We start from the raw sequence: 18050 nt of genomic DNA on the forward strand, positions 1-18050 counted from the left end.
TTCCTGTCAAGGTTGAGGAGAGCAGAGGAGAGGATCGATTCCAGAACGCGTCACACAGGATTTGCAGGTGCCGCGCTTGGTTTCAGGCCATGCAGCAATGGTAGGTAGAAGGCATTGACAAATAAATAGCGATGAAATAGATAGACCGTATGCAAATAGCAAACAATCTCAAGGAGGCAAGTTCGGGCAACTTTGCCAACCTCAAGCGGCTGGCGTATTTCGCGGCCGTGGTGGAGACGGGCAGCTTTACGGCTGCAGCCGATCGTCTGGGCATTACCAAGGCCGTGGTCAGCCAGCAGGTGGCGCGGCTGGAGCGCGAGTTCAGAGCCACCTTGCTCACGCGCACGACGCGCAAGGTCGCGCCCACGGATGCCGGCAGGGCGTTCTACCAGCGCTGCGCGCTGATCCTCAAGGAGGCGGGTGAGGCCTTTGACGAGTTGGCCGAAGTGGCGTCCGAGCCCTCGGGCACGCTGCGGCTGACGGCGGCGCTGGACTATGGCATCACGGCCGTGGTGCCCGCCATCGCAGAGTTCACCCGCCGCTATCCGCAATGCAAGGTGGATGCCGTGCTCAGCGATCAGTCGCTAGATCTGATGTCGGGGCAGGTGGAGTTGGCGATTCGCGTGGGCTGGCTCACGGAGCTGAATCTGCAGGCCAGGCAGATCGGCAGCTTTCAGCAATTGCTGGTGGCAGCGCCTTCCTGGGCCGCCCAGGTGCAGGGCCTGACGCAGCCCCAGGAGATAGCGACTCTGCCATTTGTCGCCAATACCGCGCTGCGTGATCCCGTGCACTGGCGTTTTGCCCATCAGACTTTGGGCGTCCAGAGTGTGCTCGTCCATCCTGTGGTCTCGCTGGATGCGACGCTGGCGGTGCGAGAGGCGGTTCGCCAAGGCGCGGGCCTGTCGGTCTTGCCCGACTATGTGGTCGCCGAAGATTTACAGACCGGGCGGCTGCTTCAGGTGCTGGCACCGTGGAGTCTGCCGTCGGGCGGCATTCATGCGGTGTTTCCGGCAGCACGCTTTCGGCCGGCCAAGGTAAAGGCTTTTGTGGACTTGCTCATGGAGCGAGAAGAACGGGTGCTTGCTCAAATGAAACCAGTCCTCCCTGCATGACGGGCATCGCCACGAAAGCAGTCCATGCAAAACGCGGCATGCTTAGTCTTTATATTGTTTTACAGATAAAGAGATAGATTCTTATTGTTTTGAGATTGGCCGCATTGTCTTGATACTGCCTTGAGCCGGTGTTTTTAGCCGTCGTTTTCAAGGCCCAGGCCTCAAGAGATTTCCTTCAAGAAACAACAGGAGCATTTCATGAACTTTCCCTTCTCCGCAGTGCGTGCGCGTCGCAGTTTTCTGGCAGCCGCCGCGCTGGCCGTGGCCGGTAGTACCGCGCTTGTGACAGCCCTGCCGACTGCGGCTCAGGACGCCAGCAAAAAGCAGCTGGTGATTGGCGGCACGGCGGGCTCGAACATCGACCAGCTGCAGGCGGGCATCGTTCCCATCCTGCAAAAGAAGGGCTACAAGGTCAAACTGGTGGAGTTCAACGACTATGTGCAGCCCAATCTGGCGCTGGCCGACGGCTCGCTGGACGCCAATTTCTTCCAGCACGAGGTGTACTTCAACCAGTTCAAGGGCGACCGCAAGCTCGATCTGACGGCTCTGGTCCAGGGCCCGATTGCCCCCATGGGCGTGTACAGCAAGCAGCGCAAAAGCCTGGCGGATCTCAAGGAAGGGGATCGCGTGGCCTTGCCCAATGACGCCAGCAATCTGGCGCGCGGCATTTTGCTGCTGCAACAGGCCGGTCTGGTCAAGCTCAAGGAAGGCGTGAACCCTTTGCGCGTCTCGGAGCTGGATCTGGCTGCCAACCCCAAGAAGATCAAGCTGGTGCCGCTGGATGCCGCCCACCTGCCGCGGGCTCTCGATGATGCGCAGTACGCCATCATCAACGGCAATTTCGCCATCTCCTCGGGCCTGAAGCTCTCGGATTCCGTGCTGCTGGAGAAAACACCCGAGCAGTATCTGAACATCGTGGCCGTCAAGACCAAGGACAAGAACGCAGCCTGGGCCAAGGATCTGGCCGATGCCTACAAGTCTGCGGAATTCAAGGCCGTGGTGGACAGCAAGTTTGCCGGCTATGCCAAGCCAGGCTTTCTGCAGTAAGACGCTGGATCAGGCCATACGGGCCTGAACTTCGGCTTCCAAATGGCGCAGTGCACGCAGTTCCATCTGCTGCAGCTGCGCTTTTTGCTTGGCTGGCAAATCGTGCAGCAAAGCGGCCGCTCCCAGATCGCTGAGTACCGCATCGCCCGTGGCGGGGTTCCAGAGGATGTTGTGGGCATAGACATCGCCATGCAGCAGGCCGCGGCCGTGCAGATGCTGCACTGCAGCGCCAATGCCTTGCAGCATGCGGCTGGCAGCGCCGGGCTGCAGGCGCAGCCCGCCGGCATAGACATCGCGGGTGCAGCTTTCCAGGCTGGGCGGCCCGGCCAGCGCCAGCATGCCGGCCGGCAGCAAGGGCAGGGCCATGGCCAGTTGGGCCTGGGGCAGGCCACGCACGGCGGCAAGTGGCGTGAGCAGCTGGGGATGCTGACCGGCGGCCAGACCGGCCGCCAGCTCGGACTGGGGCGTGCCGTCGCTGGTCTGCCCGGCCTTGAAGCGCTTGAGCGCCAGTGGCTGACCGGAGGCAGTGTGCACAGTGCGGTAAATATGGCCGCTGGCGCCTTCGCCCAGTAGCTCATGCAGCTGCAGATCTGGATAGAAAAAGGTATTTTCCTCATGTTCAGCAAGCGCTAGACGCTCGCTTTTTTGCGTCATGGGGTTGCCGGCCAGCGCCAGCCAGGCCAGCTGGGACAAGTCCAGCACCGGCTCTGGAAGCGCTTCGAACTGGTTGCTGGCAATGCGCAACAGCTCCAGGCGCTGGCATTGGGCCAGACTGGCAGGTAGCGTGCGCAGCTGGTTGCAGGCCAGCATCAATTTTTGCAGCCGTGGGCGCTGGCCCAGGGCCTCGGGTAACTGTTCAATCTGGTTGTCGGTCAGGATCAGCCAGCGCAGCAAAGGTGGCAGGCTTTGCGCCGGCACTTCGGTAATCTGGCAGGCCTTGAAACCCACCATCTCCAGCTGGGGCATGCGGCCCAGCACGGGCGGCAGCGTGGTGAAGGGATTATTGGAGGCGAAAAGAATGCGCAGCTTTTTGAGGCGCGTGAAGTCCTCGGGCAGGGCGGTGAGCTGGTTGCCAGAGAGGTCCAGGCTTTCCAGCGAATCTGCCAGCTGGTAGATGGCCGAGGGGAATTCGGTCAGGCCGCAGCACAGCTTGAGCTGGCGCGCACCTCTGAGTGCGCCTTTTTGCAGCTGTTGGTGAAAGTGATCAAGGCTTTGCATGCAGGGCGCAGTGTAGTGCGGCCCTGCATGCACCAGGCTCTGGCCGCGGTCAGAAAGCGATCAGGATGTCGGCTGGATGTGGGTGATCGTCAGCGTGCCGCCCTCATCTTCGGCCATAAAAAGCACCTTGTCGCCGGGCTTGAAGGTGGCAGCCTTTTGCGCATTCTTCAGTGCAAACGCCATGGTCATGGCGGGCATGTCCAGGTTTTTGATGTCTTCATGGCGAATGGTGAGCTTGCCGGTGCGGGCGTCGATGCGGGTGATTTCGCCGGCGGTCAGGGCTGCCTGGGAGTCGCCAGCAGCAGGCGTTGCTGCCGCCGCGCCGTGGTGGGCGTGGCCTGAGTGGTCTTGCGCCATGGCGGGCAGGGCCAGAGCGAAGCTGGCGCCCAGTGCCAGCAAGGCCGTCTTGGCCGTGTGGATGGTTTTGTTCATGGAGCTGTCTTTCATTGGAATCGACTCAGCTGCGGTAGCTGGTGAAGACGCTGGTGCTGACACCGCTGCCCATCAGGTTCTTGCTGACCAGCAGCACGTCGAATGGATCTTTGCGGCCGCCGTATTCGGGGCCGTCCATGCCGGGGCTACCCACGGGCATGCCGGGCACGGTGATGCCCAGAGCCTTGGGCTTTTCCTTCAGCAGCTTGTGCACATCGGCGGCTGGCACATGGCCTTCAATCAGGTAGCCGCCGACCAGTGCCGTGTGGCAAGAACCCAGATTGCTGGGCAGGCCCAGCTTGGCGCGCACGGCGTTGTTGCCCGTGTCGTGCACGGTGACGGCAAAGCCGGACTTTTCCATGATGGCGACCCAGTCCTTGCAGCAGCCGCAGTTCGGGTCTTTCCAGACTTCCATGGGCGTCTTGGCGGTTTTGCTGGCCAGTGCGGGCAGGGCGATGGTGCTTGCGGCGGCGGCCAGCAGATGCAGGACGTGGCGGCGGGTGGTGGTCGTGGTTTGCATGGTGCGGTTTCCTTTCACATCAGTGCTTTAACAAGAGAGAAATCGGCTGCTTGCGAATGCGGGGTAAGCGCAATCAGCTATGGTTTTGAGAATTTCAATGCGAGCCATGATCGGCCGCTTGTCCGGGCTTGTGCACCGTGGGTGCTCCCGGTGCGGTGCCGGGCGCGGTCTGGCGCGGCGCCTGGGCTGCCAGCGGCGCGCCTTGCCATTCATGGGCCACCGTGCCCTTGGGGTGCTGATACCAGCCCGGATCCCGGTAGTCGTTGGCCCCCAGGCTTTTGCGCACCTTGAAGGTGGTGAACATGCCGCCCATTTCTATGGGGCCGAACGGGCCCTTGCCCGTCATCATGGGGAAGGTGTTGTCGGGCAGCGGCATCTGCATGGTCCCCATATCGCCCATGCCGCGCTCGCCCATTAGCATGTAGTCGGGCACGATTTTCTGAATCTTGCCCACCAGGCCTCGGTGATCGACGCCGATCATGGTCGGCACGTCATGCCCCATGGCACCCATGGTGTGGTGGCTTTTGTGGCAGTGAAACGACCAGTCGCCCAGCTCGTCGGCAATCAGCTCCACCTGGCGCATCTGGCCCACGGCCACGTCGGTGGTCACCTCGGGCCAGCGCGCGGTCTTGGGTACGGGGCCTCCATCGGTGCCCGTGACCTCGAACTCGTGGCCGTGGATGTGTATGGGGTGGTTGGTCATGGTCAGATTGCCCACGCGTATGCGCACCTTGTCGCCCTGCTTGGCCACCATGGGTGTGATGGCCGGAAAGGCGCGGCTGTTGAACGTCCAGATATTGAAATCCGTCATTTCGTTGACGCGCGGCGTCATGGTGCCGGGCTCTACGGCAAACGCACCGAGCAAAAAGGCATAGTCGCGCTGCACCTTGTCGATCAGCGGATGGGAGCCCTTGGGATGGGTGATCCACAAGCCCATCATGCCCATGGCCATCTGCACCATCTCGTCCGAATGCGGGTGGTACATGAAGGTGCCGGGCCGGCGGGCCTCGAACTCATAGACAAAGGTCTTGCCGGGCGGAATATGGGGCTGGTTCAGTCCGCCCACGCCGTCCATGCCGTTGGGCAGACGCTGGCCGTGCCAGTGGACGGTGGTGTTCTCCGGCAGGCGGTTGGTGACGAAAATGCGCACCTTGTCGCCTTCCACCACTTCGATGGTCGGGCCCGGGCTCTGGCCGTTGTAACCCCACATGTTGACGAAAAAGCCGGGGGCGACTTCGCGTACCACGGGCTCGGCCACCAGATGAAATTCCTTGACGCCGGCATTCATGCGCCAGGGCGTGGTCCAGCCGTTGAGCGTGACCACGGGGTGGTAGGGCCGGCCGTTGGGTGGCGCCAGTGGCGCTGCCGTATCGGCGCTGGCTTGCGAGACGGGCTCGGGCAAGGCGGCCATGGCAGCCTTGCCGACGGAGGCGGTGGCGACTGCTGCTGCAGCGCCGGCAAAAAAGGATCGGCGTTGCATATCAGTGGCCTGGTTCGGGAGCTGCAGCGGGTGCTGCGGAGGTGGCGATGACGGCGGTGGTGCCGGGGGATGTCCCAGGTGATGTGCCGGTGAGGGCCAGCTGCAGATCGGTCTCGGCCAGCCAGAAGTCGCGCTGGGCCTCGGTGGCGGTGACCACGGCCTGGGTCGTGGCGCGGGCCTGGGTCAGCAGCTGCCACACGCTCATGAACATGCCGTTGTAGCGGTACACGGTTTCTTCCTGCATCAGCCGGGCCAGGGGCAGGACTTCGGCCTGCTGCTGCTGGGCCAGGTCATAGGCCGTGCGGTAACTCAGCCAGCTGCTGCGGGCCTCGCTGCGCGCGCGAATGGTGTTGTCGCGCAGCAGGGCGGCGCTGCGCAGCACCTGATTGCGCGCCAGGCCGCGTGCGGCAAAGCCCCAGTCGAATAGCGGCAGGGGCACATCGAACTCCCAGCCCTGGGTCTTGTCGCTGTGGCCGGTGGCTCGCTCGGTGCTGGTGTTGTTGCTATAGCTTGCGCCAATGTCGCCAAAGATGGAACCTATCGTGGCCCAACCCTGGCGTCCGGCGGTCACATCCAGATCGCGACGCAGCGCGCCCAGGTCCAGGCGCTGGCGCATAGCCGTGGCTTCGGCATCCTCTCCGCTGCGCAGGGCGGCGGAATCGGCGGGAATGGCAGGCAGCTGATCGGGCAGCTTGAAGTTCAGCTGCTGACCCCACAGCCCCATGCGGCGGGCCAGTTGCTCGCGCTCGAGCTGGGCATTGAGCCGCACCCGCGCCAGCTGGGCGGCAGCTTGCTGCTGCTGGGCCAGTTCACGGGCCTGGTCCATTTTGCTGAAGTTGCCCACTTGGGCCATGCGCCGGGCCAGCTCGCCGCCCACGGCAGCAGCTTCGTGCATGCGCTCATGGGCGGCCAGCGCCTGCTCGGCTGCCACGGCGCGCAGCCAGGCGCGGCGCGTGTCGGCGGCCAGCAGCAGCACTTGCTGGGCCGCAGTCAGCGTGGCTTGCTCCAGCTGCCAGCCCTGCCAGCGGCTGCGCCAGGGCAGGGTGATGAGCTGGACCAGGCCAAAGCTCAACTGGCGCTCAATCTCGCGCTCGTGGCCGTTGCGAAAGCGGCCAAAAGTAAAGCTGGGGTTGGGCAGGGTCAGCACCTGCACGCGCTGGGCGTCGGCAATGCCCAGTTGCGCCAGCTGGGCCTGCAGGCCGGGATTGTTGAGCAGGGCGATGCGTACGGCAGCATCGACGTCAACCGGCTGTTGCAGCCAGTCTGCGATCTGGGTCTGAGCGCTTTGCTGTGCCTGGGTGTCGACGGACGGTAGCTGCGCGCCTTGCGGCAAGCGGCCCTCGGTCAGTTGGGCCACATTGCCGCGCAGGCCATCGGGCGAGACGCTGGCGCAGCCTGCCAGTACCAGAGCAGCAAGTAGCGGCGCAGCTTTGAGTGCCAGATGCTTCATGGCTGGCCTCCATGCTGGTGCCGGCCATGGGCGGGCATGGCCTGGTCGGCAGATTGCCCGGTGGCACCCGCCGGTGATTTTTCCCACTTGAGCACATCGGCATGGCCGCGTGGAAACTCGGCGACGGCCGCATTGGCGGCCTTCCAGTCGCCGGGTTGGGACACTATGGCCGCGCCAGCTTGCAGCGCCTGGTGCTGCAGCGCTGCCGTGGGGGCGCTGGGGTCAAAAACTGCAGGCCGGGCAGGTGCCGCAGAGGATGAAGAAGAGGATGCGGCTGCCTGGGCGGTCAGGCTGGCGCCCAGCAAAGCCGTGGCCAGCAGAGGAAAGAACAATGAGTGCGCTTGGCGCATGAGGGATTCCAGAAGTCGAGACCAGATTCACGACCGCAGGGCTTCTGATGTGTTTTTGCCATCAAGCCCAGACAGCATGCACGCAGGCAGCTATCAAAATTGCGGACGCACCTTGGGTGTCAGACGGCAGGAATCGGTGGTTTGACGACTTGGGCAGGCGCAGCGCTGGCAAAGTGCGCGGCCTGGTGGCGGGGCTGCGCCGCCGTGGGCAGGAAAGAGGGCAGTGCAGCCAGTCGGGGCTGGCCCATGGCTGTGTGGCACAGGCCACAGCTGCTGCAATGGGCTTCATGCTGGCCGCAATCGCTGGCGGGGCCGGCTTCATGGCTGCACATGGCGCTGTTGCTGTCGTTGTCGCTATTAGCGCTGCCGGTGGCGTGCGCGGCATGCTCCGCGCCATGGCCGACTGCGGCGGGCTGGCCGTGGTGGGCATGCTCTATGACAGCCTTCCCGTGCAACTCATGTGCCGGCGAAAGCATAGAGGCTGTGGCCGCTGTGGTTGCAAACGCTGCCGCAGCCTGGGCCGGGTCATGACCTGCCGGATGGTCCATGGCCATGGCGTCGCCTGCCAGCCCGCGCAGGGCCAGCAGCATCACCATGAAGATGGACAGAATGCGGCGCATGAAGGCAATGATACCGGCCAGGGTTTCAAAGTTCCCCAGGCATGGGAATTACTTCAAAAACAAGAGCTATTGACGTTTGCCAATCAAGGGCTGGGTGGCGATTCATAATGAATCGCGCTTCCAGTGCCTCAGGCGCAGGCCGTTGCCAACCACCAGCAGGCTTACGCCCATATCGGCCAGCACGGCCAGCCACATGCTGGCATTGCCGCTGACAGCCAGGGCAAAGAACACAAACTTGATGCCCAGGGACAGACCGATGTTCTGCCACAGCACGCTGTGAGCGCGCTTTGAGAGATCGACCACATCAGGAATGCGGCGCAGGTCGTCATTCATCAGCACCACGTCGGCGGTTTCCATGGCCATGCCGGTGGCATGCATGCCGCCCATGGCAAAGCCGATGTCGGCCTGGGCCAGCGCCGGAGCGTCATTGATGCCGTCGCCCGTCATGCCCGTGGGGCCCATGTCGCGTTGCATCTGGGCCAGGGTCTTGAGCTTGTCCTCGGGCAGCATATTGCCGCGTGCATCGTCAATGCCGGCTTCGGCGGCCACGGTGCGCACGGTGGCGCTGTTGTCGCCGCTGAGCACCACGGGGGTGACGCCTGCGGCTCGCAGTTGCTGCACGGCCTCGAGGGCCTGGGGGCGCAGCGGGTCGGCCACGGCAAACAGGGCTTGCACACTCTGGCTGTTGGCCAGCAGGGTGACAGTGCGACCTTGCTGCTCCTGTATCTCAAGCGCTGCTTCCAGTTCGGGGTTGCTCCAGCCTTGCTCCTTGACCCAGCGCAGATTGGCCAGGGTCCAGAGTTGGCCGGCGATCTGGGCTTGCACGCCGCGGCCGGGCAAGGCCTTCAGTTGCTGCGCTTGTTCAACGTCATTGCCGGCCTGGGCTTGCAGGCCTTGCGCTATCGACCTCGATACCGGATGGTCGGAACGCGATGCCAGTGCATAGGCATGCTCGGCGATGGCCTCGTCTGCCGCAGCATCCCAGGTCTGCCAGTCCACCAGCTTGGGCGAGCCCGTGGTCAGCGTGCCGGTCTTGTCCAGCGCAATGGCTTTGAGCTTGCGGGCGGATTCCAACGCGCTGCCGCCCTTGATCAGAATGCCGCGCTTGGCAGCGGCGGTGAGCGCACTGACCACGGTGACTGGAGTGGACAGCACCAGCGCGCAAGGGCAGGCAATCACCAGCAGGGCCAGAGCCTGGTAAGCGGCCTGCTGCCAGCTCCAGTCCATGAGCCAAGGCGCGAGCACGCCCAGCGCAATGGCCAGCACCAGGACGATGGGGGTGTAGACCTCGGCAAAGCGGTCGACAAAGCGCTGAGTCGGTGCCTTGCTGGCCTGGGCTTGCTCCACGGCGTGGACGATGCGGGCAATCAGGCTGTCGGAGGCGGGAGCGGTGACGCGCACCTGCAACTCGCCGTCCTGGTTGATGGAGCCCGCGTACACCTTGTCGCCCGGGCCTTTGTGGGCCAGGGCACTCTCGCCTGTGATGGGGGCCTGATCCACCGAGCTTTCGCCGGAGCTGACTTCTCCGTCCAGCGGCATGCGTGCGCCGGGAGTCACGCGCAGCACCGCGCCCAGGGGCACGTCCTTGGCGGCCATGCGCAGGGTGCCGCCGCCGGGCTGCAGCACGTCGGCCGTCTCGGGGGCCAACTGCAGCAGGCCGCGAATGGCGGCGCGGGCCTTGTCCATGGCCTGGTCTTCGATGCGCTCGGCGGCGGCATACAGCGCCATCACCATGGCGGCCTCAGGCCACTGGCCGATGATGAAGGCGCCTGTGACGGCCACGGCCATCAGGGCGTGAATGCCCAGCTTCAGGCGCAGCACATCCTTGATACCGACCTTGTACACGCCCAGACCCGCAAGTGCGATGGCTGCCACGGCCAGTGCCATGCCCAGGTATTGCAGCATGCTGGAGCTGCCGTCGCCGCCACCAAACCAGTGGGCAGCTTCTGCGCCCAGGGCCGCAGCCAGCGCGGCAAAAATGCGCGGCCAGCCGGGCAGCACGCCGTGGTCGTGGCCCGCGTGGTCGCCCTCGCCGTGCTCGTGACCATCATGGGCCTGGGACTTGACCGGCTCGCTGATGGAAAAAGGCGCGCAGCAGCCGGTACCGCAACTGGATGCTGCGGGAGCTGCTATGGCTTTTGATTTTCTGTGAGCGTGCTCATGGTCGTGACCATGGGTGTTGTCATGAGCATGCTCATGGGCGTGGGTGGACAGGTTTTCTGGTTTCATGGCAGCATTGAAAACAATAAAGTCACTTCAAGGTCAAGCATGGCAGTCAATGCAGCACAGATTCCACGCTGGCGTATAGGAGATGCGGCCAAACGCAGCGCGATTGCGGCGGCCAATATCCGCTATTACGAAAAAGAGCGGCTGCTCTCGCCCGGCGTGCGCGAGGACAACCAGTACCGCCTGTACAGCGATGAGGATGTGCACCGCCTGCGCTTTATCCGTCTGTGCCGGGCCATGAATATGTCGCTAGACGAGGTGCGCACCCTGCTGGCGCTCGATGGCGCGCGCAAGGCCGATTGTCTGGCCGCCCGCGACACGCTGGATGCGCATCTGGGCCATGTGCGCGAGCGTCTGGCCGAGCTGCAGGCGCTGGAGCGGGAGCTGGTCCATTTGCGCAACCAGTGCGATGGCTGCGACAGCTACTGCCACATCATCGAAGCCCTGCATGCCCAGGCCGATGAGCCTCTGCCCGAAGGATTGCAGGGTGGCGCAGCGGCCAAGCGCCATGTCTAAGAAGGTGTTTAAGATTTCCTCGGCGCCGCTGCGTAGAGATCGTAAACATGCTCTAACAGGGTTTACCCAGGGCTGTTGGTGATTCTTGTGCGGGTGAAGTCAGAAGTGGGCGCTATCATTCCTGCATGAGCTGGAGCGAAACCACCCTGAATCTGCCTGGGCGTCTGTGGTCCGCGCTGGGCGCGCAGGCGCTGGCGTGGTGGCGCAGCATTTACCTCACGGCCGTGCTGCTGGTGTTGCAGCTGTCGCCATCGAGCTACCGCAAGGGCGCGCGCGCCTTGCTGGCGCACCAGATGTATGTGCAGACGGTGCCCATTCTGACGGGCTTTACCGCGCTGGCCGCCTTGCTGTGCGCCGTGATTGCGCGCATCGTGATCGTCACGGCGCAAAGCTATGGCCTGTCGCGCTATGCGCTGGATCTGGTGGTGCGCGTCATGGTGATCGAGCTGATCCCTTTGACCGCTGCGCTGTTTGTGGCCATGCGCTGCACCATTCCGGCCGGGGTGGAGGTGGTGCAGCTGCGCATACGCGGCCATCTGGCGGCATGGAAAAAGCAGGGCGTCGATCCGCTGCGCGTGGCCGTGTTGCCGCGCACGGCAGCCGGCGTGTTTGCCGCCATCACGTTGGCGGCGCTCAGCTGCCTGGTGGCGTTGATCACGGTGTATTTCAGCGTGTACGGTTTCACGCTGGCGGGTTTTGGTGGCTACACGCGGGTATTCGGGCAGATTTTCACGCCCTCGCTCACGCTGGTCTTTGTGCTCAAGACCTGGTTTTTCAGCCTGGCCGTGGCCATCATGCCCATGGCCTCGGCCCTGTACACCCCGTTGGCCCGTCACCGCCGTGGCGGGGCCGAGCTGGGCGGTTTTGCCCGCATGTTTGCCGTGTTGCTGCTGATCGAGATCATCTCGCTGATGGGCAATTACTATTGATGAAAGCATTCGCATGACGGATACCCGCGAGGAGCAAGAGATCCGACGCCAGACCCTGGAAGCCCAGCTGGCCGAGGATGAATTGCTGGGCCTCAAACCCGTGGCGCATTTACGCACCAAGGCCGCCGCGCTGCTGAGCCTGACGCTGGCGCTGATACTCGCGGCCGCCATCTACCTGTTGTATGCGCGCGGCGTGTTCGAGCCCACGCAACGCCTGGTGCTGACGGCCGAAGACTCGCAAGGCGTGGCCGTGGGCATGGACATGACTTTCTCCGGCTTTCCCATAGGCCGGGTCAGCAAGATTGAATTGGCACCCGATGGCTCGGTGCGCATCCTGGTCGATGTGCCCGAAAAAGACGCCCACTGGCTGCGCCAGTCCAGCGTGTTCACTCTGGTCAAGGGCATTGTGGGCGGTACCACCATCAAGGCCTATAGCGGCATGCTTGACGACGCGCCGCTGCCGCCCGATTCCGTGCGCCCCGTGCTCAGCGGCGATGCCACGGCCGAGCTGCCGCAAATCATCAATTCGGCCAAGGAAGTGCTGGCCAATGTGGCGGCGCTGACGGCCACGGATTCGGCCCTCGGCGGCTCGCTGGCCGAGGTGCGCAAGCTGGCCGAACGCCTGCAGGGCCAGGGCGGAGCGCTGGGCGTAGTGCTGGGCAGCGACGAAGAAGCCAGGAAGGTGACGATGCTGATAGATCGCGCCAACTCCGTGCTGGGCCGCATGGACCGCATGGTGGCCCGGGCCGACAGCCAGGTGTTTGATGCCAACGGCGTAATGCCCGAGGTGCGCGCCACCGTGGCCCAGCTCAACGGGCTGCTGGCCGATACGCGCAAAAGCATGATCAAGGTCGATGCCGTGCTGGCAGACATGAAGGTGGTGGGCAGCAACGCACGCGAAGCCAGCACCGATCTGGGAGCGCTGCGCGCCGAGGTGGAAAGCAATCTGCTGCGCCTGGAATCCGTTCTGAATGATTTGCAGCGCAAATGGCCGTTTGCGCACAAGCCGGAGCTCAAGCTGCCATGACCAGTGCTGAAAAAAAGCAATCAAAAACGGCTGCAGCCCTTATTCCTAAATCGGTATCAGCTATTGCTTTGGTAGTTCTGGTCGGCTGCGGCAACCAGCCTCCGGCGCCTGACTGGGCTTTGAGTGCCGAAGCTGCGGCGCAAAGAGCCAGCAGCGCCTATCTGCAAGGCCAGCAGCGGATAGAGGCGCTGCAGTGGCAAAAAGCGCGCGAGTCCGTGGCCGGCACTGCCCGTCCGGATCTGGCGGCCCGCGTGGAGCTGATGCGCTGTGCGGCCCAGGTGGCCAGTCTGCAATGGGAGAGCTGCCCCGGCTATGAAAAGCTGGCGCAGGACGCCGCCGCGCCGGAGCAGGCTTATGCCCGCTATCTGCAAGGTCGGCCCCTGGCCGCAGATGTGGCGCTCTTGCCCGAGGCGCAGCGGGCCGTGGCGGCACAGCTTGCCGGTGCGGCAAATTCTGCTGCCTCTGCGCAGGCGGTGCAGGTGGTGGCCGGTATCAAGGACCCGCTGCCGCGTCTGGTGGCCGCTGGTGTGGCGCTCAGGGCTGGTGCGGCCTCGCCTCAATTGCTGCAGCTGGGCGTGGATACCGCATCGGCCCAGGGCTGGCGCCGGGCCGTGATGGCCTGGCTGCTGCTGCAGGCCAAGGCGGCGGAGCAGGGCGGAGATACGGCCGGCGCGGCAGCCATTGAGCGCCGAATCCAGCTGCTGCAAAAGCCGGTGCCTGAAAGCGCAGCGCCATAAAAAAAGCGAGGCCAAAGCCTCGCTTGTCGGACCTAGGCGATAACGCCTTGGCTTATCCTGCTTAGAAGCGGTGACGAATACCGGCGATCAGGCCGGTGCCGCTCTTGGGCGTGGCATCGGTCACGCGGTCGTACATCAGGGCGGTGTACACATCGGTGCGCTTGGACAGGAAGTGGTCGTAGCCCAGCGTTGCCGTGGTGCGGGTGGCATCGGCGCCAGTCCATTCCGCCTTGGTGCGAGCCACGGCCGCCTTGACCGTGCCAGGGGTGCCAGTGACAGGAACGTCCAGGCCCAGCGAGTAGGTCTTGCTCTTGCTATCCGTGTTCTTGACCTTGGCCTGGCCGTAGGTCGCGTACAGCTTCACCACATTGAAGTTGTAGCTGCCGCCAACCATCCAGTCGGTCTTGGTGGGCATAACGGTGCCGCTGCCGGGGTTGGTGATCTGGTCGCGCTCATAGAAGGCGGTCAGGCTCAGAGGGCCGTTGAAGTACAGCGCATTCACGCCCACGTTCTTCTTGCTCTTGTCGCCGGGCGTGGTTTGTTCGCCAAACTGGTAGTAAACATTGGCTGTCAGGCCGCCAAAATTAGGCGTCGTGTAGACCAGCATATTGCTCCAGCCGGTGTCGGCGGGCGTAGTCAGGCGAGCGCCGCCCCAAGCCGAGGTGGGTGTATTGGCATGCAGCACCAGAGGCGAGATGGTGAACGAGTCGCCAAAGGGGTTGGTCAGAATGGTGGGCAGAAAGTTGGGTGCCTTGTCGCGGCCCAGGCCGATACGGCCGAAGCCGCCGTTCAAGCCGATATTGGCATCGCGCGAGAAGAAAGTGTCGCCAGGGAAACGACCGGTTTCGCCGGTATCCATGCGCATGAAGGCTGTGATGTTGAAGTCAACCTTCAGGCCGCCGCCCAGGTCTTCCGTGCCCTTGATGCCCCACCAGGAGGTGGTCATGCCGCCGGAGCCCACGACCGACTTGCGATCCTGGCCGGCCATCTTCATCGAACCGGCATACATATCGGCCAGACCCGTCAGCTGCACATTGCTCTGGGCATAGGCTGCACCGGTGCAAGCCAGTGCTGCCGCGACGGCGATCAAAGAATTCTTCATGGCGTTCTCTCTCTTCTCTCTTTAGATGTTGAATTTGCGTTTGGAAATATAGCGGCGCTTTGTATACAGACTGCGAGGCTCGGCCGCAGAAGGCGATGAAATCACTATTTCCGCTTTGTGACAGTGGTTTTTTTGCATCAGAACCTCAGGGATGTACCGGATTGAAGACGCGCAAAAAAGCGAAGGCTGCGCTAGCAATTTGCTCTTTTCCCAGCTGGCACAAGGCTGTAGGCCAAAGCGCGCAAATTTTCGGGAATAACAGTCATTCGCCAGGCCGCAGCCGCAGGCATAGGCCGGCAAGGCATTTGCCTGGGCCTCTGCAGCAGGCTTGCGTTGGGTGTGCTGGCCGATAATGCCCAGCACTCTGGCCTGAAACGTCACAGCGCGTCTGTGTTGAAAGCGCTTGAGAGTTTTTTAAGAGTGACTTGCAGAAAATATGAGCGACAAGATCCTGGACCCTATTGCGCGCGAAGACATTACCGGCCTGGTGCTTGCGGGGGGGCGGGGCAGTCGCATGGGTGGTGTGGACAAAGGCCTGCAGCACCATCGCGGCCTGCCGCTCGCTCTGCATGCCTTGCAGCGGCTACAGCCGCAGGTAGGCCCGGCCATGATCAGCGCCAACCGCAATCTGCCTGTCTATGCTGCCATGGGTGTACCCGTGTGGCCGGATTCCATAGATGGCTATGCAGGCCCGCTGGCCGGACTGCTGACGGGAATGCAGCATGCCGGAACGCCCTGGCTGGTCACCGTGCCTTGCGATACGCCCGAATTTCCCCAGGATTTCGTAGAACGTCTGGCCGCTGCTGCACTCGAACAGGGTGCCGACATCGCCATGGTTGCCACGCGCGAAGGCGGTCGGCTACGTTCGCAGCCGGTTTTCTGCCTGCTGCGCACCTGTTTGGTAGCAAGCCTGCTCGCTTTTTTGCAAACGGGCGAGCGCAAGTTCGACAAATGGACGGCGCAGCATCGCATGGTGGAAGTGGTGTTTGACGAGGCCCAGGCCTTCTTCAATGCCAACACCAAGGACGAGCTCAAGCAGTTGCAGCCTTGACTGCCCAGCAATAGCGGCCTGGCCAGTCTTGGCGTTCCAGGCCTTTGTGCGCAATCCCCAACTGGGTACCCTGAATTTGACGTGAACGCGAGAGTTTGCCGCGTTCTACTCCTTGTTTTCCCTTATCCGTATGCAGCTTCCAGGAGTGTTGAAAAGACAGCGCTCACTGAACCATAGCGCGACCCTGGCGCAGGATCTGGGTATGCGCAGCGGGTGTCTGAAACCTACGATCTTGTAAGACATTTGCTCGAATCACCCGAATGCGGTACTAATATGGTCTTTCCAAAAGTGATTTTAGAAACGACTGGTAACATTACTTCATGCCAGCCCTCAACGGCATGAATAGAGACATACAAAAATATCAAGCGGGCTGACGGTGGTAGTTGCTGCAGGGTTTCTTGGTGCGCTGTGCCTGAGCTTTATCGCTAGCTGGGCTTGATCATGCTCGAGGCTTCAGTGCTCCGCCGGCCCTGAACCGGAGCGGTTTGCATGAACAAGGTCTATCGTCTGGTCTGGTGCGCACTGCGCCAGGTGTGGATTTGTGCGGCAGAGACAGCACGCGCCCGTGGCAAGGCCTCGCGCTCCACGGTATTGCTGACCGTGCTCGGCACAACGTCGCTGCTGGCGCAGGCGGCCAACCCTATCGGCGCTCCGCCTTCCTCGACACAGCTGCCCACCGGCGGGCAGGTCGTAGCCGGGCAAGCCAATATCAGCCAGGCCGGCTCGGCCATGACGGTACAGCAAGGCAGCGACCGGGCAGCCATCGACTGGCAAACCTTCAACCTGGGCAGCCAGGCCAGCATCAATTTTCAGCAGCCCTCGGCCAACTCGGTCACGCTCAACCGCGTGCTCGATGCCAACCCCAGCCAGATCTACGGGCGCCTCAGCGCCAACGGCCACGTTTTCCTGAGCAATCCCAACGGCGTGTATTTCGCCCCGGGTGCCAATGTGGACGTGGGCGGCATCGTGGCCACCACCATGGGCATTAGCAACGATGACTTCATGGCCGGGCGCGATGTGTTCCAGCGCAATGGCAGCACCGGGGCGGTGCTGAATCTGGGTCGTATGCAGGCGGCGCCCGGCGGCGTCATCGCCTTGCTGGCCCCCGAGGTGCGCAACGAAGGCGTGCTCGTCGCCCAGGCCGGCACCGTGGCCATGGCCTCGGGCGAGGCCGTCACCCTGCACTTTGGTGCCACCAGTGGCCTGCTGGACATCACGGTCACCCCCAGCCAGGTGCGTGCGCTGGTGGAAAACCGTCATGCCGTGCTGGCCGAAGGCGGCCAGATCATCTTGGCCGCGCGTGCGGCCGACGGCCTGATGGCCAGCGTCATCCACAGCGGCGAACTCAACGCTTCGAGCATTGTTGAAAAGGGCGGGCGGGTCTTTATCGAAGCCAGGGACATCACCCTGGCCGCCGGCAGTCGCATCGAGGCCATGGGCGCCACGGGGGGCGGCACGGTGCTGGTGGGCGGCCAGGCCAAGGGCGCGGGCGACATGTACCAGGCCACCACGGTGACTATGGCCGAGGGTGCCAGCATTGATGCCAGCGCCACGAGCAAAGGCGATGGCGGTACCGTGGTGCTGTGGAGCAACATCCATGACGCCAGCGCCAAGACCACGGCGCAGGGCCAGATTGCCGCGCGCGGCGGGGCGCAAGGCGGCAACGGCGGCTTTGTCGAGACCTCGGGCGCCAGCTTGAAGGTTGACGGCATCCGCGTGGACACCTCGGCCGCAGCGGGCAAGGGCGGAGTCACCGGCGAATGGTTGCTGGACCCGTACGACCTCACAGTGGACGCCAGCGCCGCTTCCACCATCAGCACCAACCTTGGCACCAGCAACGTCACGCTGCTCACCACGGCCAGCAGTGCCAGCGGCCCGGGCGTGCAGAATGCCAGCGGCAGCGGCGACATCACGGTCAACTCCAACATCAACTGGGCCAGTGGCAACCGGCTCACGCTGAACGCCTACCGCAATGTCAACATCAATGCCGCCGTCACAGCCAGCGGCGCCGGCAAGGTCACTATCATCACGGGCGACACGGCAGGCACGGGCGTGAGTGTGACTACAGCTTCGGCCTGGGGCCGAGTGGATTCGCAGGTTCACTGAACTTCACGGGCGGCTCGACCAGCGGCGCCACGCTGAACATCGCCACCGGCGGCGGCAATGCCACGGCGGCGGCCTACACGCTGCTCTGGGCGCTGCCAGGCACAGCGGCCGGCACCACGCTGGCAGC

General features: G+C 63.5%; 18 protein-coding genes. 8 read left to right on the forward strand and 10 right to left on the reverse strand.

Going from position 1 to position 18050, the window contains the following annotated elements; all coding sequences use genetic code 11:
• The first annotated feature begins 149 nt into the window (after positions 1 to 149).
• Positions 150 to 1112: a LysR family transcriptional regulator gene (locus EAO39_RS09020; protein ID WP_120967090.1), complete on the forward strand. Its 963-nt coding sequence runs from the start codon at positions 150 to 152 to the stop codon at positions 1110 to 1112.
• Between the two features lie 198 nt (positions 1113 to 1310).
• Positions 1311 to 2159 (forward strand): MetQ/NlpA family ABC transporter substrate-binding protein, encoded by an 849-nt coding sequence (locus tag EAO39_RS09025; protein WP_120967091.1) that lies wholly within the window; start codon positions 1311 to 1313, stop codon positions 2157 to 2159.
• Positions 2160 to 2168: 9 nt separating this feature from the next.
• Here EAO39_RS09025 and EAO39_RS09030 read toward each other — a convergent pair whose 3' ends face one another.
• The 8 genes from EAO39_RS09030 to EAO39_RS09065 all read right to left on the reverse strand — a co-directional run bounded on the left by EAO39_RS09030 (position 2169) and on the right by EAO39_RS09065 (position 10458).
• Positions 2169 to 3377 carry a leucine-rich repeat-containing protein kinase family protein gene (locus tag EAO39_RS09030; protein ID WP_120967092.1) on the reverse strand — a complete coding sequence of 403 codons (1209 nt, stop codon included), beginning with the start codon at positions 3375 to 3377 and terminating at the stop codon, positions 2169 to 2171.
• A gap of 60 nt (positions 3378 to 3437) precedes the next feature.
• Positions 3438 to 3809, reverse strand: a complete 372-nt coding sequence (locus EAO39_RS09035; protein ID WP_120967093.1) for a copper-binding protein — start codon at positions 3807 to 3809, stop codon at positions 3438 to 3440.
• Positions 3810 to 3834: 25 nt separating this feature from the next.
• Complete coding sequence (locus EAO39_RS09040) at positions 3835 to 4329, reverse strand: DUF411 domain-containing protein (RefSeq protein ID WP_120967094.1); 495 nt, start codon at positions 4327 to 4329, stop codon at positions 3835 to 3837.
• Between the two features lie 94 nt (positions 4330 to 4423).
• Entirely contained in the window at positions 4424 to 5809 is a 1386-nt protein-coding gene (locus EAO39_RS09045) for a copper oxidase (RefSeq protein ID WP_120967095.1), read from the reverse strand.
• A gap of 1 nt (position 5810) precedes the next feature.
• Entirely contained in the window at positions 5811 to 7259 is a 1449-nt protein-coding gene (locus EAO39_RS09050) for a TolC family protein (protein WP_120967096.1), read from the reverse strand.
• Positions 7256 to 7609, reverse strand: coding sequence for a hypothetical protein (locus tag EAO39_RS09055; protein ID WP_120967097.1), 354 nt, complete (start codon positions 7607 to 7609; stop codon positions 7256 to 7258). Before EAO39_RS09055 ends, EAO39_RS09050 begins: the two co-directional genes overlap by 4 nt.
• 119 nt (positions 7610 to 7728) lie before the next feature.
• On the reverse strand, positions 7729 to 8229 hold the full coding sequence (locus EAO39_RS09060; protein WP_120967098.1) for a hypothetical protein: 501 nt from the start codon (positions 8227 to 8229) through the stop codon (positions 7729 to 7731).
• Positions 8230 to 8331: 102 nt separating this feature from the next.
• Positions 8332 to 10458, reverse strand: coding sequence for a cation-translocating P-type ATPase (locus tag EAO39_RS09065; protein ID WP_205589362.1), 2127 nt, complete (start codon positions 10456 to 10458; stop codon positions 8332 to 8334).
• A gap of 39 nt (positions 10459 to 10497) precedes the next feature.
• Here EAO39_RS09065 and EAO39_RS09070 point away from each other — a divergent pair, with 39 nt between their 5' ends.
• From EAO39_RS09070 to EAO39_RS09085, 4 genes are all read left to right on the forward strand, one after another.
• Positions 10498 to 10971, forward strand: coding sequence for a MerR family transcriptional regulator (locus EAO39_RS09070; RefSeq protein ID WP_120967099.1), 474 nt, complete (start codon positions 10498 to 10500; stop codon positions 10969 to 10971).
• A gap of 125 nt (positions 10972 to 11096) precedes the next feature.
• Positions 11097 to 11900, forward strand: a complete 804-nt coding sequence (locus EAO39_RS09075) for an ABC transporter permease (RefSeq protein WP_120967100.1) — start codon at positions 11097 to 11099, stop codon at positions 11898 to 11900.
• A 13-nt stretch (positions 11901 to 11913) separates the two neighbouring features.
• A complete protein-coding gene (locus EAO39_RS09080; protein ID WP_120967101.1) occupies positions 11914 to 12927 on the forward strand; it encodes an MlaD family protein in 1014 nt (337 codons plus the stop codon).
• Complete coding sequence (locus tag EAO39_RS09085; protein WP_120967102.1) at positions 12924 to 13664, forward strand: hypothetical protein; 741 nt, start codon at positions 12924 to 12926, stop codon at positions 13662 to 13664. Before EAO39_RS09080 ends, EAO39_RS09085 begins: the two co-directional genes overlap by 4 nt.
• A gap of 61 nt (positions 13665 to 13725) precedes the next feature.
• Here EAO39_RS09085 and EAO39_RS09090 read toward each other — a convergent pair whose 3' ends face one another.
• Positions 13726 to 14766 (reverse strand): porin, encoded by a 1041-nt coding sequence (locus EAO39_RS09090; protein ID WP_120967103.1) that lies wholly within the window; start codon positions 14764 to 14766, stop codon positions 13726 to 13728.
• 21 nt (positions 14767 to 14787) lie between these two features.
• The gene (locus EAO39_RS09095; RefSeq protein ID WP_120967104.1) at positions 14788 to 15147 is read right to left on the reverse strand and encodes a hypothetical protein; all 360 of its coding nucleotides are present in this window, start codon (positions 15145 to 15147) and stop codon (positions 14788 to 14790) included.
• 55 nt (positions 15148 to 15202) lie between these two features.
• On the opposite strand from EAO39_RS09095, the gene mobA reads away from it, so the two are divergent.
• A complete protein-coding gene (mobA, locus tag EAO39_RS09100; RefSeq protein ID WP_120967105.1) occupies positions 15203 to 15817 on the forward strand; it encodes a molybdenum cofactor guanylyltransferase MobA in 615 nt (204 codons plus the stop codon).
• Between the two features lie 489 nt (positions 15818 to 16306).
• Complete coding sequence (locus EAO39_RS09105; RefSeq protein ID WP_120970861.1) at positions 16307 to 17923, forward strand: filamentous hemagglutinin N-terminal domain-containing protein; 1617 nt, start codon at positions 16307 to 16309, stop codon at positions 17921 to 17923.
• Positions 17924 to 18050: the final 127 nt, after the last annotated feature.

The sequence above is a fragment of the Comamonas sp. lk genome (genome assembly GCF_900564145.1).
GTDB lineage: Bacteria > Pseudomonadota > Gammaproteobacteria > Burkholderiales > Burkholderiaceae_C > Comamonas.